Genomic DNA, 23,207 nt, shown 5'->3' with positions numbered 1-23,207 from the left:
GCAACTAATTATGAGCAAACCTACCAAAATAAAACAAGACATGAAGTACCGTAATGCAGATAAGATGGTGCTCATCCCAGTTAAGAATATGCCAATCCAGAAGCAGGAGAGACAGCACAAGCCAGAGTGGTTGAGGATCAAGCTCCCAGCAGATACAAAACGTATTCAAGACATTAAGTCTATCATGCGTAACAATAATCTACACTCGGTCTGCGAAGAGGCCTCCTGTCCAAATCTTTCCGAGTGCTTCAACCAAGGCACAGCCACCTTTATGATTTTGGGTGTCATTTGTACCCGACGATGCCCATTCTGCGACGTTACACATGGACGTCCTAATGCACCAGATGCACTAGAACCGATAAAACTGGCGCAAACTATCCGCAATCTGGGACTAAAGTATGTGGTTGTAACATCGGTTGACCGAGATGATCTTCGTGACGGGGGGGCGCAACATTTTGCTGACTGTACCCGAGCAATTCGTATACTGAATCCAGAAATTAGGATCGAGATTTTAGTCCCTGATTTTCGGGGACGAATGGACACAGCATTAAAGTTGTTAAAAGAGAGTCCACCCGATGTGTTCAACCATAACCTCGAAACAGCACCACGTATATACTACGAAGCTCGTCCAGGGGCTAACTACAAATGGTCACTGAAATTACTAAAGAAATTTAATGAAATGCACCCAAGTGTACCGACAAAATCCGGTCTGATGATCGGACTTGGTGAAACTAAGGAAGAAATCGTTGAGGTATTAAAAGATCTACGCAGGCACGGCGTTACCATGCTGACAATCGGACAATACTTGGCACCAAGCCGTCATCACTTACCCGTTAAACGTTACGCACCACCAAGTGAGTTTGACGAGCTGAAAGGGATTGCCTTGGAACTAGGTTTCACACAGGCAGCGTGTGGTCCATTTGTTCGCTCTTCTTATCATGCTGATCTGCAAGCAATGGGTGTGGAAATAAAGTAATGTGCTACGCGCACCCCAACGTAGTTTGTTCTTTTCATTTATATTAACTGATGTTGATACCTTTCCTGATTTCAACAATCCTGGAAGGAGCTTCTGATCATGTGAGTCGTGGCAACACTACATTATGCCGTATATGTGCATCTTTTTTTGTCATACCTGAATTCAAGTGCATTCAATATGTTCATTGTGATTTAAATAACCTCAGATCTGCATAAGCGCTTGCTTATGCAGATCTGAGGTTATTTAAATATTTAACAATCTAGCTTGTACCTTAAACATAACAATGAACATTGCGTTCGTTACGATTTAAATCAAGAAAGTACGCGATCAAACCCACTCCTCTCGCACTCATTAGTTGATTATCCTTGGTAGCAGTGGTGCTATCAAAGACAAGCTGGAAAAAATATATAAGATACATCTGACTAGAGGAAAAGGTCTATTCATACCCTATTGCGTTAGCATCGTTTGTGCTGAAACTATCTGCAATAATTATAACTTATACTCGAATGAATAGAGCCAACATTCCAGAAACTACGGCCGTTTTATCTGTGAAACCTAGAATAATTAGAATTTTTGGTGCGACACTCATAATTGACTCAACACTAAGCAGTTCCTATTATGTAAGGGAGTAGAGTATGATTAAATTTTTGCATGATACACATAGTAAAGGATGTAATTTAAAGTGGATCAAAAGTATATAAAAGAGAAGTGGCAGAAATATTGGGAAGACTCTTCAGCATTTGTAGCAAACAATAATTCACAAAAACCAAAATACTACATATTAGACATGTTCCCTTACCCTTCAGGAAATGGATTACATGTTGGTCATGCTGTCGGGTACATAGGTTCAGATATAATTGCTCGCAAAAAGCGAATGAGTGGTTTTAATGTTCTACACCCTATGGGTTGGGATGCCTTTGGCCTTCCTGCTGAGCAGTTCGCTATTAAAACTGGAATTAGTCCACAAGAATCAACTAAAACAAACTGTGATAATTTCCGACGTCAACTTAAAAATATGGGTCTGAGTTACGACTGGCGCCGTGAAATATCCACTTGTGAGGAGTCCTATTATAAATGGACTCAATTTTTGTTCTTGAAATTATACGATAGAGGGCTTATATATGAGTCAGAGCAATATGTTTGGTGGTGTGAGGAGCTAAAAACTGTTCTAGCCAATGAAGAAGTAATTGATGGAAAGTCTGAACGTGGTGATTATCCGTGCATAAGAAAACCTCTAAAACAATGGACTATTAAGATCACCAAGTACGCTGAACGATTGCTTGAAGATTTAAATGACCTTGACTGGCCAGAATCCATAAAAAAGATGCAACGAGAATGGATCGGAAAGTCAACCGGAACTGATATAAAATTCGATATTGTTGGTGTTGATAATAGTTTAAAGGTTTTTACAACTAAACCAGAAACCATCTATGGTGTTAATGCTGTAATTATATCTCCCGAGCACCCTAATTTATCCGATTTGATGATTTCCCTCTCCAGAGAAGAACAAATTTCACGCTTGAATAAAGTTAACTCCGCTAGCGTTGAATCAATTGTAGGTGTACATACAGGGTCTGTCGCCATCCACCCTATGACAAAAGAAAAACTACCGGTTTTAATTTCTAACTATGTTCTGTCTTCTTATGGTCAAGGAGCCGTTATGTGTGTACCAGTACATGACGATCGTGATCGACGACTTTCTCAGTCCATGGGCTTACCGTCCACTAAAGTTATAGAGACTGATGACCAAGGAGAGGAACTACTAGTAAACTCTAGCTTCCTAACTGGGTTAACTCCGCTGATAGCACGTAATAGTGTAACCAAATTCATAGAAGAGAATGAATTAGGTGAAGTTAACACACGTTATAGACTGCATGATTGGATTTTTTCTAGACAACGCTATTGGGGTGAGCCTATACCACTCTATAAAGACAAGAGTGGTAAGATTATACCAGCATCACTTAACGAACTTCCGATTACTCTACCAAAAGTAGAGAGTTACCTTCCAACCAAAGATGGTAAAAGCCCATTGCTTAGGGAAACAGAGTGGGTTATTAAGAAAACAGAAAATGGTGAAAAGTTAACTAGGGTAACCGACACTATGCCTAGTTGGGCAGGTTCTTGCTGGTACTATCTGCGCTTTATGGATCCAAAAAATGACGTTGAACCATTTTCCGAAGCCGCATTAGAGTATTGGAAAGAAGTAGACTTATATATAGGCGGAGCAGCTCATGCAACAATGCATCTGCTATATGCAAGATTTTGGCATAAGGTTTTATATGATATTGGATTAGTTTCATTTAAGGAACCGTTTAGGAAACTGTTTAATCAAGGACTTGTGACAGCAGACGCCTTCCAAAGTGAGACGGGGCGAATTATTCCAGTTGATGAAACGGAAGTTACAGTCGATGGTTATGTCTCAAAAAAGACGGGTGAAAAACTTGAAGTTTTTCATACAAAAATGTCTAAATCACTGTTAAACGTTGTAACTCCGGAGACTGTCATTAATAAATACGGGGTTGATACATTCCGTCTCTATATGATGTTCATTGGCCCATTGGGAAAAAGTAAGAAGTGGCAGTATAACTCAATTAAAGGATGCGAACGGTTAGTTAATCGTATTTATTCGATATATTCGATACCATCGAATAAACTAGATAGTGGAAAAGTGGAGTTAATAGATAATGCTTGGAAAATTGCATTCAATAGAGTTGACAGATCCTTTAAGAACTTCAACTTCAATACAGCTGTTGCTGCATTCATGGAATTCATCAATGTAGTAGAGAAGAATGAGAACAATATTTCTCCTTCAACCCAAAGAAAGCTTCTCATTACACTATACCCATTTGCACCACACATATGTTGCGAGTTATGGACGCTCTCTAGAAATTTAGGACACGTATATGAACAAAAGTGGCCTCAGAATTCCTCTCAAATTATTAAGAGGATAAAGCTTATGATAAATGGCAAATTCATCTCTTTCCATCAAAAAGAAGAAGATGAAGAAACAATGCTTTCAGAGCTAAGAGAATCACTCGAAGGGAAAAAAATAAAACGAATAATTCATATTTATGGGGGGGGGATCAATGTTCTCACTGATGAATAATTAACCCTATCTGCGCATAAGGAATGAACTAATTTCCCAAGTCGAGATCTGATCGTTTGAATCAAATAATCAATTATAAAAATACTTTAACATGAATAAGTTAGATACTTTTTTATCATTATCGACTATTTCTGTCAGATTTACCTTTCTGTTTAGAAAAATACCGGATTTTAGATTTCAAAACAAGAAATAAACATTTTATCCTTCCAATCAGTAACATAATGACGATTATTATATCTTTTCATCAATCTAAGTTTCGTAATTTTAAGACGTATTCTGCGCAATTAGTCGGTTATGAATTCAATAAGTTGATTTCCGTATAGAAAATGGATTCTTTCATAGTTAACCTCAGATCTGCATAAGCGCTTGCTTATCAAACTTAGTCATCTTGAAGTTCGGCTTGCTAAGCAAGCGCTTATGCAGATCTGAGGTTATATACTTTACTGGCGTTGTTTCCTAAATATCTTAACTAATCGTAATTTCTAGGATCAGATTATCATGGAGTTAAGTGGGAGGTGATGATGGGAAAGGGAAAGGCCAAGCACAAGATTAGCAACTGGAACAGTATAATCAAGCATCAGTAAACCGTGGCTCAGTCACTTGTTGGATAGAGAACCATACCATTAAGGCATGGTTTTATTTAAAGCATCACCGTCATCGTGGACGTGGGTTTATATTTACAGATACCGAGGTTGAAACAGCACTAATGGTGAAAGGTATTTTCAAGCTCCCACTTCGTGGATTAAAACATTTTCTCAATTCAGTTTTTACGTTGATGAAAGTCCCGCTGAAATCCCCTACATACACCTACATTAATAAGAGTTCTAAGACCGTAGAAGTTAAGTACCGTTTACCGAGATCTAGGAGCTGTCGACCACGTTGTTATTGATCCCACCTGCCTACAGGAATACGGCGAAGGTAAATGGAAAAAGAGTAAACACTGTAAGGAGAAGCGGCGTCTCTGACGCAAGCTTCATTTTGTCGTTGATGTGTCTAACCATAAGGTTATTACTGCAGAAGTTAGCCTAGTTTTTATGGGTGACAATGAGGTTTTACCTACATTAATTAACCCCTGAAGACGAAAGATATAGCAAGTAAGTGCGGATGGAGTTTATGACACAACAGCGTGTCACCACGTACTAAAAAACAAAGGAATAACGCCTGGTATTCCACTTCGAAGCAACGCGAAGTCATGTATTCAATAAGTTGATTTCCATCCAGAGAATGGATTTTTTACAGTTACAAATCCATGTTAGGAAACAGGGTATTTGCAGTAATAGACAACTGCTTTACAGGTCATATTAAACGAACAATTCAATTTATTGAATATATGACCATTATCCGAGCTACACTGATTATTTTAGCTTAGGCCGTTGTAAGTACATGTCCAACTCGTTGCCAAAGTTTTGGCGGTCTTGCTGTGTGAGTGACGCCGGACCAATGGTGTGAATGCCACTTGAACGCATGGTATCCATGAAGTCACGGATGTTGAGTCGTTGTCGGATATTTTCGTGGGTATACAATTTACCACATGGATTCAACACCAACGATTCTTTATCGATTTCAATGATTTCAGCCGCAAGAGCAATATCAGCAGTAATAACAAGATCACCCTTTTTCATACGAAAAATAATTTCGTCATCTGCAACATCAAACCCTTTTGGAACTTGAATATATGTGATGTACCGTGATATTGGTATTTTTAAAGATTGGTTGGCAACAAATATAACCTGCGTTTTAGTTCTATCCGCTGCACGATAAAGAATCTCTTTAATGACCACAGGACACGCATCAGCATCTACCCAAATTGTCGACATGTTGTCATTACTCAATATCTTTATTATATGTTTTAATATCACTTTATCGCATACGCAACGAAAGTATATTTCAGAGGGCGTTATTTCTAAAAGTTGATAAGTTAAAGGGTTGTGGAAAGGATTTTTTATGTTATCAAAAATCTTCGTGGGATACCAGTTAGTTCCGTTGTTTTCTTTTTTAAGAGATGATTAGGAAATAATGGTTCATTGGGGACTTTCGAAAGATGGTCGGTGAAGAGGGATTCGAACCCCCGACCCTCTGGTCCCAAACCAGATGCGCTACCAAGCTGCGCTATTCACCGAACGTCTATTTTAGTCAGAGGTACTTTTTAAAAATAATTCTGCTCTGTTATTCCAATATCTTCCACAACCGAATACAAGTGCTAAACTTATTATAATTAGATCATACACTACACACTACAGCGGTAGGAGTTTATACTCATCCCCACGGAGGATTCAAGTGTTTTATCGTGATATAACACCCTGTGTGACGATCATTTAAGCTATAACCAGTAATAAGAGAAAGGCGCCTACAAAAAGAGTGAATTAGGAATGCTCATATTAACAAGAATTGAAGTTATCCTTTCTACCGTGAGAGGTTGCTATGTAGTTCCATGCTTTTATTTTTTCTTAATGCTTAATAGTTTTTAGATATATTGAGGACTTTCTAATCAGTCATTTAATTTTAATAAGCTCTCTAAGCAAATTATCATTATACTCAGGATACGTTTCACCAATCCGTCACGATTATGAATCGGTAATAATGAGTTAGATTCATTCTTGGACATAATGACTAATGTTGCGAGTGTCACGCACATTGCTATTGCAATGTGCTACCCAATCACACGCATAGATTATGCCATGAACTGTTGCAAAGAAACTCTTAGACATTGAGCATGAATACTTATCTTGAGATAATGCCTACAATAGGCTCAAGCCTAATGATATTGTCTCGTTTAAGCGTGAGGATGTGCAATGTGTAAGATGGAGTATTTCGTAAGCTGAGACTGGGAAAATATGACATCCAAGCGTGTCTAGATCTTCATTAATTTATTCCTTAAAGAGGCTCGTAACGAAATTCTCAAGTTCCTAAAATAATATCAATGAATGGACTTTCTTACTTTTATCATAGTTCATGGAAAAGGTGAACAATCCTATCCACATGCTCGAATTAAAAGATTTGTCTGTCATTGGCTTGAGCCAATACTTGATGTAGTATGTTTTCACTCTTCTCAATGTCATCACGGTGGTGTTGGTGCTGTGTATGTGCTGTTGAAAAAAGCCAAGTAAAGAAATTAAAGACCCTTACTAACAAGTAGTTATAGAGACGATTAATATGGATCTCAGAGCAGCGATAATAAAAAGAGCCTTAGACTCTTTAATTGGCGTTGTTGATTAAATTAACCTGAGCTGCGTATAAGAAATAAACTAAATGCCAAAGCCGCGATCTGATTCGTTTGGAATAAACTATTGACTGCACAAGGACTTTGTGTATGAATAACTTAGACGCCGTTTTCGACGACTTCTGCCAGATTTTCATCCCTGCATAAAAAATACCTAATTTCTTCCGGTATCGAATAAAGAAACAAGCTTTCTCGTCTCTCAGTTGGCTAAGTGATGACGATAGTGATAGCTTTCCATCAATCAGGGTATCGAGACTTCAAAACTTATTACATCCACTTTGTTTGTCGCTACCTCACCAACGAATTTCCTGAATTAGTTAGTTACACGAGGATGCTTAAACTCATGCAATGTGTCCTAGTATCGATTTGCTCTTACCTTACTCACCATCAGGTAAGTCCGACAGGGATTGCCTTCGTTGATTCGTCCAAGCTACAGGTTGGTCACAACCTACGCATTCTCAGACATCAGGTTTTTAAATGTACCTCGAAGCGAGGAAAAGGAACGATGTGGTGGCTCTATAGAGGCAAATTACACCTTATGATCAATGATCAAGGTGGCATTATCTCAGTCAAAGAAATGACGGATCCCGTAGCTGATAGAAAGCTTGTATCGGAAATGACTGATGAGCTTTGGAGTTTTTTTATACGGAGATACAAGGTTATATTTCTGGTCCATTGGAACTGGAATTTACAGACAAGGGAGTGACACTGATAACAGGTGTGAAAAAAATATTAAACTCATAAGTGATGAAACTTTGGAACCGCCTGATGCTTCGGAAATAATTTATTATTGAAATTGTTTTTGACTAACTAAAAAACATATCTCAAATCGAGCATTCTCGGCACTGTAGTTGTATCATCTTTATGGCCAACTTACTGGTGGGGCTTATTACGTATTTATTTCAACTAAAGAAACTGAGCATCAAGATGGCTTGGTTTGATAAGTAAGTGCTTATGCAGATCTGAGGCTAATTTAAGTGTATGTAGGGAATTTCGACGGGAAATTCATCAACGTAAAAACTGAATTGAGAAAGCACTTCTAACTCATGAGGTGGGAGCTTGAAAATACCTTTCACCATCAGTGCCGTTTCAATCGTGGTATCCTAAAACATGAACCTACGGCTACGATGACCGTGATGCTGTAGACAAAGCTATGCTTTAATGGCAGTGGCGTCTATCCAAAAAGTGACTGAACCTTAGTTTACTAATGCTTAATTATATTGTTTCCAGTTGCTGATCTTATGTTTGGCTTTTCCCATCATCACCTCCCGCTTAACTCCATAATTATCTGGTCGTCGGAATTGTGATTAGTTCAGATATTTGGGAAACAACGTTGATTTTGGTAGTTGACTTTTTCTGTGCTTGACTACGATAATAATAATTATTATCTGAATTCATCTGTTTGAAAGCATCTATAGGAAACGGTTATTGCTGACGCTTTTGACTGGAAGACATCTCATCATCTTCTGGAACACTTATCCGAATTTCAGGTATTTTTTGGTGTAGAGTGTACTGATAGTTTGAGTGTATATGATTACCTTATTGAAAATTGGTCTATTGTAGGCAAGCTTCATATGCAACGTTCTTTGAGAGTGAATTTAAACTGTCGTACTTGATTAAAACCATTAAATATGAACTATAACAAATAGTTAAAATAGGAAGAAATGCACGACAAGGTGATAGTTGTATTCATGAAGTGGGAGTATTCGATGTAGATCACAGTAGACATATTGAGTACATAATCGGAGGTGATGTATCATCACGGATGATGGTAATTAGCTGATTCTACCCAACAACCAGAATTTATGATGACTATCACAAGGCCATGTTTGACACAATAAATTTATTCCGCAGTATATTGTGATAAAGGTTAAGCTCATGTCTTAATATCTGATATTGATCTGCGAATATCCTCCTGCAAAGGAGGAGTTTAAAGCAGTAACATGTTATAAAATTACAGTTTCTTAATAGTAATCTCTTTTTCTTTTGTGGGGTCTTGAATCTGTAATTCGGTTTGCTATATATCTTAACTCAACTCAATTGGTAAACATTCTATTGATAATAACTATAGATTACTCAATTCCAGAAGTCGTCAGTGTGTTCAGTTCGAAGTAAATTATTCATAGGAATAATCACTCTGTTTCACAGGAATTTAACGACAAAATGGGCGAATAGATTCCCTCTCGTAAAGTGAGTTTATTGACTCGATGCCCCGTGTTATCCTTTAGTGATGGAACTAACTACACCTACAAAGGGATACCTTGATCATGATATAAGTAGATCTATCTGAAACTTATATCTTCAAGTTATTTGGATATAGATCGATATTTGTCTTATGGGAACTGGCTATGACTGAAGAACCTAGAAAACTATCCTACGGAAGGCTGCTTAAGCGATTTGCTCAAATTGGCCCCTATCTCAGAAAGAATAAGTCCTCTGAAGAGTACTACTTCTTCGATTGCTTGTCTGCTTGCATTAACTCCAGTAAATCACCAGAATGTCGTGAATTTTGGGGCTGGTGGCTTGAATTGACACGAAAAGAAGGGGGCTTTGAGTATATATATACCTTTGGTAAATTTAACACTGAAGGAAAATGGCATGCCGAGGATGTGCCAAAAAGATCTACAAAAGAGGTGGAAGAGTCCTTAAATGGATTTTATTCCAAGATATCTGGATTGATAGTAGATGAACTGCAGCTTGGTATTACAGCGGAGTTATCCCTTAAAAAACCGATACTTGGTTTTACTGTGTAAAACTCACTGTCTCCTCGTGAAATTATAAGGTGTACCGTCTAAAGTCTAGGTTCAACAGGTGTTGTTGATTAAATCAACCTGATCTGCGCATAAGAAATGAACTAAATACCCCAGTTGCAATCTGATCGTTTGAAATAAACTATTGACTGTACAAGGACTTGATCCTGAATAACTTAGATGCTGTTTTCGTCGATGTTGACGACTTCTGCCAGACTTTCCTCCCTGTATGGGAAAAACACCTCATTTCTTTCGGTTTGAAACAAAGAAACACGCCTTTTCGCCTTTCCGTTAGTTAAGTGATGACGATAGTGATAGCTTTCCATCAATCTGGATATCGAGACTTAAAAACCTATTACATCCACTTTGTTTGCCACTGTCGCAACCAAGAACTATAGTGATTTCTGGTATATGGGTAGGAAATAATGCGGTGTAACCTGTTGATTGATCTTGCCAGACTAACAACCAACAAGGAATACACTGCATGGATAATAATCATAACGTTACCGAGCTTCCTAAACTAGAAAACTCGCTTAATTAGCTACTGAAATAAGGCGCACAGCAGTGATTGGCTCAAGTTAGAGAAGCCGAGGTTTAATCCTTGCTAGATAATTTTACATCACTCCAAGCTAACGGAAAGGAGGGAGTGGTTCGTAATGGCCATTTGCCTAAGCAGTACCTATAAACTTGGTTCGGCGACATTACCGTTAAAGTCATAAAGGTTCGAGATAGAACAGGGAGCGGGATCAAGTTCAACAGCATACGGGTTTCGCCCTATCTCAAGAGAACTAAAAACATAGAAGAGCTTATGCCTTGGCTTTATTTGCGAGGGATCTCCATGGGAGATATACAGCCAGCCTTGAAATAGCTCTTAGATAAGAAAACTAAGGAATTATCAGCAAGCAGTGTTTATCGATTCAGGCAGCAGTGGAAAGCAGAATACGACCAGTCGCATAAGCGGGACCCAATTAATCTCAGATCTGCATAAGCGCTTTCTTATGCAGATCTGAGATTAATTTAGGAAATTTGTTGAGGAGGTAGTGGCAAACAAAGTGGATGTAATAGGTTTTTAAGTCTCGATATCCAGATTGATGGAAAGCTATCACTATCGTCAGGACTTCGCTAACAAAGAAACAAAAAGGTTTATTTCTTTGTTTGATACTGGAAGAAATTAGGTGTTTTTTCCATGCAAGGAGGAAAGTCTGGTAGAAGTCGTCAACATCGCCGCAAATAGCATATAACTTATTCATACCCAAGTTCTTATGCAGTTAATAGTTTTTTTAAAACGATCAGATCACGACTTAGGCATTTAGTTCATTTCTTATGCGTAGCTCAGGTTTATCATGAAGAGTAAGTTGAGGGTTGAGCAACTGTTTATGGCGAAACCTTGCTGTTTCTGCTAATAAGCGTTTATGATAAGCTCTGTCCTTTTCCAGTCCGCCAGTTTGTCCTCTTTTAAAGCCTTTGCCGCTTCATTTATAGGATGCTCTTGTGTAATAGGCTCCATCATCACTAACTTGCTGTATCTTTCGTCGTAATGGGTTAAGTAATATAGATAAAATCTCATTGTCACCAACAGAAACTAGGCTAACTTCTGCAGCAATAACCTCATGAGTAGAAAATCAACAGCAAGATGAAGTTTTCGCCAGATACGCCACTTCTTTTTACCGTATTTTCGCATTTTTCATTCACCTTCGTCGTCTACTTTTAGGCCGTTGGCATCAATAACGACATGGGCGATAACTCCTAGACTTGGTAAACGGTACTTAACTTTGACGGTCTTAGAACGCCTACTAATACAGGTTTATCTAGGTGATTTTAGAGGGATAGTCATCAACGTAAAAACCGAATTGAGATAGCCTTTTAATCCACGAAGTGGGAGTTTTAAAATACCTCTCACCATCAGTGCCGTTTCAATCGAGGTATCCAAAAATATAAACCCACGGCCACAGTTTACTAATACTTGATTATATTGTTTCCAGTTGCTGATCTTGGCCTTTCCCTTTCCCATTATCACCTCCCGCTTAACTCCATAATTATCTGGTCGTCGGAATTATGATTAGTTCAGATATTTGGGAAACTGCGCCGGTTCAACAACCTAAATCAGGTAATTAGTCTCTATTAGAGCGATAGATACGTTATTCACTTGTTATCTTGGTCTGAGATTGATAAAAAAAGGACATGTTTGCTTTTATGTTATTAATCGAATGTCAGACCAAGAAAATGTGTCATCAGTAATTTTAGATGTTGGCGATAAGCAGGCTCAGCAGCTAATCGTTATCAAACTCGGTACCAGTGTACTTACAGGTGGTTTAAAAAAGATTGACAGAGCGCATCTTGTTGAATTAGTGCGCGAGTGCGTAATGCTTATTCGTCTTGGGCATAAAGTAATTATTGTGACATCAGGCGCGATTGCAGCGGGGCGAGATCATTTAAATTATCCCAGATTAGCCAATACCATTGCCAATATGCAAATGCTTGCTGCAGTGGGTCAAAGTCGCCTTATTCAGGAATGGGAGAATCTATTTGCTATCTACGGTATTCACATAGGTCAAATGTTATTGACGCGTGCAGATCTTGATGATCGAGAACGTTACTTGAATGCACGCGATATGTTACAGGCTCTGCTGGATAACAATATTGTACCAGTAATCAATGAAAATGATGCTGTTGCGACAGCGGAAATCAAAGTAGGTGACAATGATAATTTGTCTGCGTTGGTGGCGATTCTAGCAAATGCTAATAAATTATTATTATTGACCGATCAGCTAGGCTTATTTACGGCGGATCCTCGTTCTAATCCAGATGCGAAACTTATCCGTGAAGTGCATAAAATTGATGAAATGCTGCATAAACTAGCAAGTGGTAGTGTTAGTGGCCTAGGTACTGGAGGTATGGTAACCAAGCTTCAAGCAGCTGATGTTGCAAGGCGTGCAGGTATTGAAGTCATTATTGCTGCAGGAAACCGTCCAGAAGTGATTCAGAAGGTGGTTGAAGGAAAACCTGTGGGTACACGCTTCCTGCCATTGGAATCACCTATAGAAAATCGTAAACGATGGATCCTAGCGGGACCTCCGCCCGCAGGAGACATCATGATTGATGTCGGGGCTATGAGGGCAGTAATGGAACGTCATAGTAGCTTGCTTTCTAAAGGAATTATGTCGGTAAGAGGTACATTTGATCGTGGTGCAGTTGCACGGATCTGTGATCAAAATGGCAAGCTATTGGCTCGTGGTATTTGTCGTTACTCCAGCAAAGATCTGAGTGCAATTGCGGGGCGACATAGCAAGTGCATCCAAGATATCCTAGGTTACGCATATGGTCCAGTCGCGATTCATTGTGATGATTTGGTCGTTATCGATTAATCAAATTGTGAATGTCTATAATTTTAATAGAATATATCCAAAGTAATTTAGGTTATAATTATTTGACATATGAATGAGATGTTGTGAACTTAGACAGCTATGTGATTGGTCAGAAAGAACTCAATCATACCGTAGCAAGTTCAAGTAATACAGGTATAAGAAATAGAGGATTATAATGAATTTGCAATCAATAGGTTGTGCTGCGCAAAATGCTGCATATGTATTAGCAGTTGCGTCAACTGAACAAAAAGACAAAGCATTATCGGTTATTGCTGATGAACTAGAAGTAAACACTCTGCCAATTTTGAGGGCCAATGCAAAAGATATTGATGCAGGTAAAATTGCTGGTTTACCAGACGCTATGCTTGATCGTCTATTGCTGGACAAATCTCGTTTGGAAGATATTTCGGCTGATATTTCTAATGTGATTTCGTTGTCTGATCCAGTAGGAAGTGAAATAGATTGCAGGGTGCTGAGAAATGGCATGACGTTGAGTCGACGACGCGAACCCATTGGGGTCATAGGCGTTATATATGAAGCACGCCCTAACGTAACCATTGATATTGCCTCTTTGTGTCTCAAAGCTGGTAACGCGAGTATTCTTCGCGGTGGTAGGGAAACCTTCCATTCCAACATGGAATTAATCAAGGTAATTCAAACTTCACTTGAAAAAGTTGGTTTGCCAACATCTACTGTACAGTATATTGCAAAACCAGATCGTGAACTGGTAAGTGAATTGCTTCGTCTTGACAATTACGTAGACATGATCATTCCACGGGGAGGTATCACCTTGTGCAAAATGTGTAAAGAGAACAGTACAATTCCTGTGATTATAGGTGGTTTCGGTATCAGCCACATGTATATCGACAAATCTGCGAACCTAGATCGTGCGCTAGCTGTGATCATTAATGCAAAGGTACAACGTCCATCAGCATGTAATGCACTCGATACCTTGTTGGTTCATAATGACATCGCAGAGACACTACTTCAGAAATTGACACCTATGTTTAATAAACATAGGCTAAAGATTTTTGCTAAAAAATCTGCGCTTCCTTTATTAAATTGTGTTGATGATCTTCATGAGGCTAGTGACTGTGATTTTGATATTGAATGGTTGAGTTATACATTGGGGATTTCTTTGGTCGCTGATGTTAACTCGGCTCTGCGTCATATGCGTGATCACAATGCGAACCATTCGGATGCTATATTAACCAATGATTTGTCGGTGGCTGAAGTGTTTATCAAGGGTGCGGGCTCAGCTGTAGTCTATGTGAATGCGTCTACACGATTCACGGACGGCGCTCAGTTTGGCTTAGGTTCAGAGGTAGCTGTGTCTACACAAAAGCTGCATGTACGTGGCCCTATGGGTCTAGAAGACCTCACTACTTATAAGTGGGTGGGTAAAGCTGACTATCTGTCGCGTCCATAATTAACCTCAGATCTGCATAAGAGCTTGCCTATCAAGCCTAATTATCTTGATATTTGGCTTCTTTGGTTGAAATGAATACTCGATAGTCCCGCCAGCCAGTTGACCATAAAGTTGATACAACTACGGTGCCGAGAATGCTCGATTTGGGATATGTTTTTTAGTTGGTCAAAAACAGTTTCGATAATAAATCGTTTCCGGAGCATCCGGCAGTTCAAGAGTTTCCTTACTTTTGATTTCATATTCTTTTTCATACCAGTTATCAGTGTCACTTTCTTGTCTGCAAATTTCCGCTCCTATGGACCATAGATATAACCTTTGTCTCCGTATATACACCTCAAAAGCTCGTCAGCCATTTCCGACAGAGGTTTTCTATCAGCCACGTTAATTGTCGTCACTTTGACTGAGATAATGCCACCTTACTCATTGATGATAAGGTGCAATTTGAAGCTGTAGAACCACCTCATCGTTCCTTTTCCTCGCTTCTCGGTGCCTTTAAGAACCTGATATCTAAGTATGCGTAGGTTGTAACAAACCTGTAGCTTGGTTGAATTAATGAGGGAAATTTCTGACGGTGAGTAAGGCAAGAGCAAAGCGAAACCAAAATACGTTGCATGAGCTTTAGCATCTTCGTGTGGCTAACTAATTCATGAAATTCGTTGGTGAGGTAGCGACAAACAAAGTGGATGTAATAAGTTTTGAAGTCTCGATACCCCGATTGATGGAAAGCTATCACTATCGTCCTCACTTTGCTAACTGAGAGATGAGAAGGTTTGTGTCTTTGTTTGACACTGGAAGAAATGAGGTATTTTTTCCATGCAGGGAGGAAAGTCTGGCAGAAGTCGACGCCATCGACGAAAACAGCGTCGAGGTTATTCATGTCCAAGTTTGTATGCAGGCAATAGTTTTTTAAACAATCAGATCTCGACTTGGAAATTTAGTTCATTTCTAATGCGAATCTCAGATTAAAAAGGAAGCGGTAAAGGAATTAGAAGAAGATAAATTGGCGGAGTATAAAAAGGACAGGGCTTATCATAAACACTCATTAGCAGAGACAGCAATGTTTTGCTATAAGCAGTTATTTATCCCTAAACTCACTCTTCGTGATTTCAATGTTCAAGTGGGTGAAGCACTGGCAAATATGAAAGTGATAAACAAAGTTATAAGATTCGATATGCCTGTTCGCCAGCAGACACATTCAGACGGTAAATAATATTTGGAACAGTGCGTTATAGGCCTGATTTAATTAACAATGCCAATTTGGAAGGTTGACAATTGCTTTGTCGTTAGCAAATATAGCAAGGCATGGATCGCTATTGGGATAATAGCTCTATTGAGAGATTCTTTAGAAGTTTAAATACAGAATGTATTTTGTCTAAAAGGTGTGATAATTTTACTCAAGTGTACCGTACAATGACAAATTACATCACTGTATACTACAGTGGGAGCGGATTCCGCTCATACAATGGGTAGTTTAACACCAAAAGAGTCAGAAAGAAATATTTTTCTGAAAAGACACTAGAACTGTGATCAAAATATTATTTGAACACTACGGTAGCTCTGCGTGATCCTTTGGCGAGAAGAGTGTATCATTTTCGGCAGGGAGTTTTCTTCTTTAACGCTAGAACATAAGTGATGCAGTCATTATCTACATTCAGGAACTTATATCACAATAACCTATTGAATACCTGACCGCATAAAATGGTATTTCTCTCTGACCTCAGTCTAATTATCGGAGATAATTTGGAGAGCATTAGTATCCTTTTATTCAGGGCATAATAGCATTACTAAATCGTGAATCTTTTTCTACGTGGAGTAAACATAATTCCCCAAGAAACGTTCAATGAAAAATCCAAAATGTTTGTATTAATGAGGTCAGTTGATTTTTGTGACTATTTGGATAGTGCTATTGTCGAATTTTATGCGAATTATGACCTGTACATCCGACCTAATTTCAGTATATACGTTATTTTAATAGATATTACGGGGAAGTTCATTTTTCAAGCGGAGAAGTGCAATCTTATCATCAATGATTGAGCAGTATAATCCTACGGATACATAGGGTTGCGGCATTGTATCTAATAAAGGGATATATTTATTGAAGGTAAGTGATAAATGGAGACACATCACGTCTGAATAAATTCAAATGCTAACCCTTAAAATGGACTTTAATTTAGACAGCCTCTCCTAGTTTTTCAATGAACTGAGGCATTATGTGTAGGCGACTGTTTTATCCATAGGTTGAATTCGTCTAATTCGCGCTGAAACATACATTTTGAGATGGTTTCGGTGTATAACTAATGCCAAGCGAGGAAACGAGAATTAGGAATTTTCCTATGATTCTAGCTATAGAAAAATCACTCCAAAATAGTATTTTTAATTCTAAATAAGAATACTTGTCTTAGTTCGTGATGTGAGGGAACTAATGTCATATTTTAAACGACGGGTAAATAAAGTAACGTCCACAGATCGAATTTATATTGGTGCTGTCGGTGATCCTGTTTAATGAGCTTGTTAGTTCTTGGAATAAATCACAATACTGCGCCGGTTCATTTGCGTGAAAAAGTGGCTTTTTCACCACAACAAGTTCACGATGCACTAAACCAGCTTAAACAACGACAGGTCGTGCAGAGTGGTGTTATTGTGTCTACGTGTAACCGAACCGAGATTTATTGTGAATTAGTACAACCAACTTCTAGCGTTGTTGTTGATTGGCTACGACAATTCCACAATATTGACCGTGATATACTACTACGGTGCCTTTATACCTACCATGATCAAGCCGCGGCACAACATTTAATGAGAGTGGCTAGTGGTCTTGATTCATTGGTATTGGGGGAACCACAAATTTTTGGGCAGGTGAAGAATGCATATGCTGAATCAGTAGAACTAGAAGCAGTTAGTGGTCTACTGGAACGGCTTTTTCATAAAACTTTTACCGTGGCAAAACGTGTCCGAACAGAAACTGATATTGGTGGCAATGCAGTATCTATCGCCTTTGCGGCTTGTTCTTTGGCACGTCAAATTTTTGAATCATTGAAATCAACTACTGTACTATTAGTAGGTGCAGGAAATACTATTGAGCTGGTGGCGAAACATCTTTATGAACATGAGTGCAGACAGATTATTGTTGCTAACCGTACACGAAAACGTGCGAAACTTCTTGCAGAAGCGGTTGGTGCAGAAACGATTGCACTTGAAGAGATCCCTGAGTATATACATCGTGCTGACATCGTGATTAGTTCAACTGCGGCATTATTGCCGATTATCGATAAAGGTATAGTTGAGAAGGCGCTCAAAGTACGTCGTCATCAGCCTATGCTACTTATCGATATTGCCGTTCCGCGTGATATCGAAGAAGGGGTGGGAGAATTGAATGATGCCTACCTCTATACGATAGATGATCTTCACTCGATAGTTAAGCGCAATCGTGAGCAACGTAAAAACGCCGCCGTTCAAGCGGAAGCAATTATTGACGAAGAAAGTAAAGAGTTCATGATCTGGATGTGTTCACGCGATGCGGTGAACAGTATTAAGCAATACCGTGCTCATTCGCAAGCACTAAAAAATGAGGTGCTCAGCCGTAGCTTGCAAGCTCTTGACAGTGGTTCCGATCCCAAAAGGGTGCTTAAGGAACTGAGCAATAAATTGACCAATAAACTGATCCATGCGCCAACTCAGGCCATGCAAAAAGCTGCCAGAAATGGCGACGAGTGTATGCTTGATATGTTACGTCAGAGCTTAGGTCTGGATCCTAAAAAGTAGTTAATAATTTACTATGAAATCATCTATCCTTAATAAACTCGTAGCGCTGAGCGAGCGCTACGAAGAAGTACAACATCTGCTGGGCGACCTCAAGATAATTGGAGATCAGAATATGTTCCGTATTTTGTCTAAAGAGTACAGCCAGTTGGAAGAAGTCGTCCTGTGTTTTGGTGCATACAATCAAGCAGAAGTCGATATGGAAGTTGCGAAAGAAATGGCAAAAGAACACGATACTGAAATGCGTGAAATGGCGCAAGATGAAATCAAAATTGCTAAATCTGAAATTGAACGTTTGACCGAAAAACTGCAAGTTTTGCTACTACCAAAAGATATGCATGATGTGCGTAACTGCTTTCTTGAAATCCGTGCAGGCGCAGGGGGTAATGAGGCTTCCATTTTTGCGGGTAACTTGTTCCGTATGTATGGTCGATTTGCTGAATTAAAAGGCTGGTGTGTTGAAGTTATCAATGCTAACACCAACGAACAAGGCGGTTACAAGGAAATAATTGCCAAAGTCAGTGGCAACGGAGCGTATGGTGCACTAAAATTTGAATCTGGAGGTCATCGTGTTCAACGTGTGCCAACCACTGAATCTCAAGGTCGTGTGCATACATCTGCTTGTACGGTTGCAATTTTGCCTGAAATACCAGAGGTAGAAATGCCACAGATTAACCCTTCTGATCTTAAAATTGATACCTTCCGTTCATCAGGTGCAGGCGGTCAGCATGTCAATACCACTGATTCTGCCATTCGTATTACACACTTGCCAACGGGAACAGTGGTGGAATGTCAGGATGAGCGTTCTCAGCACAAAAATAAAGCAAAAGCTCTGGCTGTATTGGCGGCACGATTGGTCAAAGCAGAAGAAGAGAGACGTGCGGTAAAAGAAGCCAGTACTCGTCGTAACCTGCTGGGTTCTGGTGATCGTTCTGACCGTATTCGAACCTATAATTATCCACAAAGCCGTGTCTCGGATCATCGCATAGGACTGACACTTTACTGTTTGAATGATGTGATGGAAGGTGATCTTAGCTGCTTGATTGATCCTATTACCCAAGAATTCAGAACCGATCAGTTAGCGGCGTTGTCCGAAGAACACTAATGCCAACATGCATTGAAAAATCTTTGCGTAACGCAATAATTTTCTTAGCAAAAAATCAGAGTCCGTCACCAAAAATCGATGCATCGATTTTGCTCTGTCATGTAATAGGTATGCCCAGCAGTTATCTCTATACTTGGTCTGACAAATTGCTGTCTGATAAGGATCAGTCTGCATTCAATATGTCCTTGGCACGCCGAGCTAAAGGGGAACCCGTCGCGTATATCATTGGTTATCATTATTTTTGGACACTTAAATTAAAGGTAGAATCGAGTACCCTTATTCCGCGTCCGGAGACTGAACATTTGGTGGAGATGGCGTTAAAGTACTTGCCTCAAGGTAAGAAGCGTGTTTTGGATTTAGGTACGGGTACGGGTGCGATTGCATTGTCAATCGCAGTCGAACGAGTAAATACGCACGTTGTTGGTGTTGATTTGAGAGGGGAAGCCGTTACGTTGGCAATTAGCAATCAACAAGAGAATGAGGTAGAAAATGCCGAGTTCTTGCAAAGCAATTGGTTTGATTCGCTGCCAAAGCAGATGTTTACTATGATTGTTAGCAACCCTCCCTATCTAGACTCGAAAGATCCACATCTTTTACAGGGAGATGTCAGGTTTGAACCAAAAACCGCACTGATTGCGGATGACTACGGCTTGGCTGACATTCGTCATATATGCCAACATAGCCCATATTATCTTGATAATAATGGCTGGTTACTTATTGAACATGGATATGACCAAGGTAATTTAGTGAGGTCTATCTTTTCTGAAGTCGGATTCTGTGATATTGATACTGTGCGGGATTATGCAGGTCATGATCGTGTTACTCTTGGTCGTTTTAACCGCTAGTTTGTCTATCACATAAAACAATAAAGAGAATTACGTATCATGTATGTTGTGTTGAAGCATATTCATCTTTTATCCATAGTTATTAGCGTGGTTCTATTCATCATTCAATTTGTCTGGCGTATGAGGGACAGCACAAATTTTGATAAAAAGTGGGTTAAGGTTGTTCCTCCTCTTATTAATATTATGCTACTGTCTACTGGGATTGCGCTTATTGTTATCACTGGTTTTATCCCCTTCACAGCTAATACGTTGTGGATGACAGAGAAATTGATGTGCGTCATCGCCTACTTAGCATTTGGATTCATAGCTCTCCACTTTAGTCAGGATACTGTGTGTAGATTATTCGCATTTTTTGGAGCTTTAGGATGGGTATATGCTATTACTAATCTGGCAGTGACTAAAACACCACAGTTGCTAGGGTGAAATTAAAGTGTACGCCCTACATCAGGTTAAATACACAACCTACAGGAGAGTCAGCTAGACTCAAGTACACTCTCCGCATCCTATTTTGATATGTAGATGTGCATAACCAATAAACGGCGTTATTGATTACATTAGGCCTAGATTGCACTGATCCGAATCTTTTTTACCGTCTTAATTTGTCTGTTGGTAAACAGGCATATCGAATCTTATAACTTTGTTCATCGCTTTCATATCTGCCAGCGCTGCACCCACTTGAACATTGAAATCACGAAGAGTGAGTTTAGGGATACATAACTGCTTATAGCAAAACATTGCTGTCTCTGCTAATGAGTGTTTATGATAAGCCCTGTCCTTTTTATACTCCGCCAATTTATCTTCTTCTCATTCCTTTACCGCTTCCTTTTTAATCTAAGTTGCGCATAAGAAATGAACTAAATACCCCAGTTGCAATCTGATCGTTTGAAATAAACTATTGACTGTACAAGGACTTGATCCTGAATAACTTAGACGCTGTTTTCGTCGATGTTGACGACTTCTGCCAAACTTTCCTCCCTGTATGGGAAAAACACCTCATTTCTTTCGGTTTGAAACAAAAAAACACGCCTTTTCGCCTTTCCGTTAGTTAAGTGATGACGATAGTGATAGCTTTCCATCAATCTGGATATCGAGACTTCAAAACCTATTATATCCACTTTGTTTACCGCTACTTCACTAATGAATTTCCTGAATTAGTTAGCTACACGAGAATGCTCAATCTCATGAAAGGTCTTTTGGTTCCGCTTTACTATTACCTCACTCACTATCATGCAAGGTCGACAGGGATTGCCTTCGTTGATTCGTCAAAGCTACAGGTTTATTACAACCTACGCATACTCAGATATCAGGTTCTTAAAGGCACTGAGAAGCGAGGAAAAGGAACAATGTGGTGGTTTTACGGCTTTAAATTAAACCTCATTATCAATGAGTAAGGTGGCATTATCTCAGTCAAAGTGACGACAACTAACGTGGCTGATAGAAAGTCTATGTCGGAAATAGATGATGAGCTTTGGGGGTGTTTATACGGAGATAAAGGTTATATCTCTAGTCCATTGGAGCGGGAACTTGCAGATAAGGGAGTGACACTGATAACTGGTGTGAAAAAGAATATGAAACCAAAAGTAAGGAAACTTTGGGACTATCTGATACTCCGGAAACGATTTATTATCGAAATCATTTTTGACCAACTAAAAAACATATCCTAAATCGAGCATTCTCGGCACCGTAGTTGTATCAGCTTTATGGTCAACTTGCTGACGGGGATTATCGTGTATTCATTTTAAACAAAAAAGGGGTATGTGGATTTAGTGAGTGAAATGGGACTTTTTAAATCCCTTTCAAATTCTTTGATTAAAGTTGATATGCTCGAACCATAGTTCGTTACTATTTGTGGTTCCACAGCCATATCAAATAAGCTAATGGCATCATCAGGAATTGGATCTCGTTGATATAGTGGACGTTTCACTTTTTGGGATCCTTCAGTAAATAGCATCTTATCCCTAAGAGCTTCAAAGCTATAACCTCGACCAGTACGGTTCATAACTCGAATGAGGTTGTTGAGACTTTCCGTATAAGCATTCATTATTGGATGATCAAAGTACGCAAAAACTTCATTGTGCCAGTTCCCCATAGCTTTGATTAGCGGATCGAAATACCGCGTCATTTCAGGTGAAACCAGTCGTAGCCAAGCGTAGTAAGCTTGCTAAGCTTCATCACGCGTCTGACTGTTCCAAATGACAAAAAAAGACTCTTTAAATTCGTAAGCTTTTCCCATTTCGGGATAGTTAAGTATCCAGCCAGAATAACGTAAGTATTCCGCATCTGAGAGTTCGTGCTTTCGCTTTAGCAGTACAAACCTATCCTTTAGTAGTCCACGGCGCTGTTGTGGCGTAAGTTGGCTACGTATTGCTTTTCTTGCACGCTCTAACGACTTGTTAGCCATTTTGACTACGTGGAACTTATCTATGACGATAGTGGCATTCGGTATCATGGTTTCTACCGTGTCCTTATAAGGACGCCACATGTCCATTGCGACAAATTCAATACGTCGCGTTTTGTAAAGTAGCGAAGTAGAGTTAATTTATTACGGTTGTCGAGCATATCAATGACTGTTTGATGCTCAATATTGGTTAACACGCATCGAGGTTTCTTGATGATATGAATTTCATCAATTCCTAACCATTTTGGCATCTC

14 protein-coding genes, 1 tRNA gene and 9 pseudogenes are annotated in these 23,207 nt (G+C 39.3%); 16 read left to right on the top strand and 8 right to left on the bottom strand.

Features of this window, described 5'->3' with window-relative positions; all coding sequences use genetic code 11:
- Positions 1-10 precede the first annotated feature (10 nt).
- From lipA to BTN49_RS18440, 3 genes and pseudogenes are all read left to right on the top strand, one after another.
- The gene (gene lipA / locus BTN49_RS10980; RefSeq protein WP_097357203.1) at positions 11-976 is read left to right on the top strand and encodes a lipoyl synthase; all 966 of its coding nucleotides are present in this window, start codon (positions 11-13) and stop codon (positions 974-976) included.
- Positions 977-1,658: 682 nt separating this feature from the next.
- A complete protein-coding gene (leuS, locus tag BTN49_RS10975; protein WP_097357202.1) occupies positions 1,659-4,082 on the top strand; it encodes a leucine--tRNA ligase in 2,424 nt (807 codons plus the stop codon).
- Positions 4,083-4,603: 521 nt separating this feature from the next.
- A pseudogene (locus BTN49_RS18440) lies at positions 4,604-5,269 on the top strand (IS5 family transposase); the annotation flags it as partial.
- A 168-nt stretch (positions 5,270-5,437) separates the two neighbouring features.
- Here BTN49_RS18440 and BTN49_RS10965 read toward each other — a convergent pair.
- The gene (locus BTN49_RS10965; protein ID WP_097357200.1) at positions 5,438-5,899 is read right to left on the bottom strand and encodes a YaiI/YqxD family protein; all 462 of its coding nucleotides are present in this window, start codon (positions 5,897-5,899) and stop codon (positions 5,438-5,440) included.
- A gap of 225 nt (positions 5,900-6,124) precedes the next feature.
- Positions 6,125-6,201: transfer RNA gene (locus tag BTN49_RS10960), tRNA-Pro, on the bottom strand.
- A gap of 487 nt (positions 6,202-6,688) precedes the next feature.
- Between BTN49_RS10960 and BTN49_RS21330 the strand changes: the two are divergent.
- The 4 genes and pseudogenes from BTN49_RS21330 to BTN49_RS22665 all read left to right on the top strand — a co-directional run.
- Positions 6,689-7,189: pseudogene (locus BTN49_RS21330) on the top strand (Smr/MutS family protein).
- 203 nt (positions 7,190-7,392) lie between these two features.
- Positions 7,393-8,250, top strand: a pseudogene (locus tag BTN49_RS22670) (IS982 family transposase).
- Between the two features lie 1,400 nt (positions 8,251-9,650).
- Positions 9,651-10,055, top strand: coding sequence for a sigma factor-binding protein Crl (crl, locus tag BTN49_RS10945; RefSeq protein ID WP_097357199.1), 405 nt, complete (start codon positions 9,651-9,653; stop codon positions 10,053-10,055).
- 164 nt (positions 10,056-10,219) lie between these two features.
- Positions 10,220-10,444: pseudogene (locus tag BTN49_RS22665) on the top strand (IS982 family transposase); the annotation flags it as partial.
- Between the two features lie 582 nt (positions 10,445-11,026).
- Here the strand turns inward: BTN49_RS22665 and BTN49_RS10940 are convergent.
- Both BTN49_RS10940 and BTN49_RS18430 read right to left on the bottom strand, forming a co-directional pair.
- Entirely contained in the window at positions 11,027-11,302 is a 276-nt protein-coding gene (locus tag BTN49_RS10940) for a hypothetical protein (protein ID WP_097357198.1), read from the bottom strand.
- Between the two features lie 246 nt (positions 11,303-11,548).
- Positions 11,549-12,063 (bottom strand): annotated as a pseudogene (locus tag BTN49_RS18430) (transposase); the annotation flags it as partial.
- A gap of 196 nt (positions 12,064-12,259) precedes the next feature.
- On the opposite strand from BTN49_RS18430, the gene proB reads away from it, so the two are divergent.
- Together proB and BTN49_RS10925 are read left to right on the top strand one after the other, a co-directional pair.
- On the top strand, positions 12,260-13,417 hold the full coding sequence (proB, locus tag BTN49_RS10930) for a glutamate 5-kinase (RefSeq protein ID WP_097357196.1): 1,158 nt from the start codon (positions 12,260-12,262) through the stop codon (positions 13,415-13,417).
- 175 nt (positions 13,418-13,592) lie between these two features.
- A complete protein-coding gene (locus BTN49_RS10925) occupies positions 13,593-14,846 on the top strand; it encodes a glutamate-5-semialdehyde dehydrogenase (protein ID WP_097357195.1) in 1,254 nt (417 codons plus the stop codon).
- 6 nt (positions 14,847-14,852) lie between these two features.
- Here BTN49_RS10925 and BTN49_RS22660 read toward each other — a convergent pair.
- Positions 14,853-15,723 (bottom strand): annotated as a pseudogene (locus BTN49_RS22660) (IS982 family transposase).
- A gap of 180 nt (positions 15,724-15,903) precedes the next feature.
- Between BTN49_RS22660 and BTN49_RS14250 the strand changes: the two are divergent.
- The 6 genes from BTN49_RS14250 (at position 15,904) to BTN49_RS10890 (ending at position 20,978) form a co-directional block, all read left to right on the top strand.
- Positions 15,904-16,056: a hypothetical protein gene (locus BTN49_RS14250; protein ID WP_158523747.1), complete on the top strand. Its 153-nt coding sequence runs from the start codon at positions 15,904-15,906 to the stop codon at positions 16,054-16,056.
- Positions 16,057-16,148: 92 nt separating this feature from the next.
- The gene (locus tag BTN49_RS19445; protein ID WP_097357193.1) at positions 16,149-16,316 is read left to right on the top strand and encodes an IS3 family transposase; all 168 of its coding nucleotides are present in this window, start codon (positions 16,149-16,151) and stop codon (positions 16,314-16,316) included.
- 1,032 nt (positions 16,317-17,348) lie between these two features.
- Positions 17,349-18,608 carry a glutamyl-tRNA reductase gene (gene hemA / locus BTN49_RS10905; RefSeq protein WP_097357192.1) on the top strand — a complete coding sequence of 420 codons (1,260 nt, stop codon included), beginning with the start codon at positions 17,349-17,351 and terminating at the stop codon, positions 18,606-18,608.
- A 13-nt stretch (positions 18,609-18,621) separates the two neighbouring features.
- Positions 18,622-19,710: a peptide chain release factor 1 gene (gene prfA / locus BTN49_RS10900; RefSeq protein WP_097357191.1), complete on the top strand. Its 1,089-nt coding sequence runs from the start codon at positions 18,622-18,624 to the stop codon at positions 19,708-19,710.
- Complete coding sequence (prmC, locus tag BTN49_RS10895; RefSeq protein ID WP_097357190.1) at positions 19,710-20,555, top strand: peptide chain release factor N(5)-glutamine methyltransferase; 846 nt, start codon at positions 19,710-19,712, stop codon at positions 20,553-20,555. The genes prfA and prmC overlap by 1 nt, the downstream gene beginning before the upstream one ends.
- Positions 20,556-20,594: 39 nt before the next feature.
- Positions 20,595-20,978 (top strand): SirB2 family protein, encoded by a 384-nt coding sequence (locus tag BTN49_RS10890; protein WP_097357189.1) that lies wholly within the window; start codon positions 20,595-20,597, stop codon positions 20,976-20,978.
- Between the two features lie 171 nt (positions 20,979-21,149).
- Here BTN49_RS10890 and BTN49_RS14240 read toward each other — a convergent pair.
- Positions 21,150-21,329: pseudogene (locus BTN49_RS14240) on the bottom strand (IS5/IS1182 family transposase); the annotation flags it as partial.
- Positions 21,330-21,472: 143 nt separating this feature from the next.
- Between BTN49_RS14240 and BTN49_RS19730 the strand changes: the two are divergent.
- Positions 21,473-22,297: pseudogene (locus tag BTN49_RS19730) on the top strand (IS982 family transposase).
- On the opposite strand, the pseudogene BTN49_RS18415 reads toward BTN49_RS19730, so the two are convergent.
- Both BTN49_RS18415 and BTN49_RS16410 read right to left on the bottom strand, forming a co-directional pair.
- Positions 22,294-23,037, bottom strand: a pseudogene (locus tag BTN49_RS18415) (ISL3 family transposase). The pseudogenes BTN49_RS19730 and BTN49_RS18415 overlap by 4 nt on opposite strands.
- Positions 23,010-23,204 carry a hypothetical protein gene (locus BTN49_RS16410; protein ID WP_199399576.1) on the bottom strand — a complete coding sequence of 65 codons (195 nt, stop codon included), beginning with the start codon at positions 23,202-23,204 and terminating at the stop codon, positions 23,010-23,012. The pseudogene BTN49_RS18415 and the gene BTN49_RS16410 overlap by 28 nt, the downstream one beginning before the upstream one ends.
- Positions 23,205-23,207 lie beyond the last annotated feature (3 nt).

This window comes from Candidatus Enterovibrio escicola, from assembly GCF_002464935.1.
GTDB classification, from domain to species: domain Bacteria; phylum Pseudomonadota; class Gammaproteobacteria; order Enterobacterales; family Vibrionaceae; genus Enterovibrio; species Enterovibrio escicola.
The sequence above is the reverse complement of the archived record's forward strand: the minus strand, read 5'-3'. Positions and strand labels throughout refer to the sequence as shown.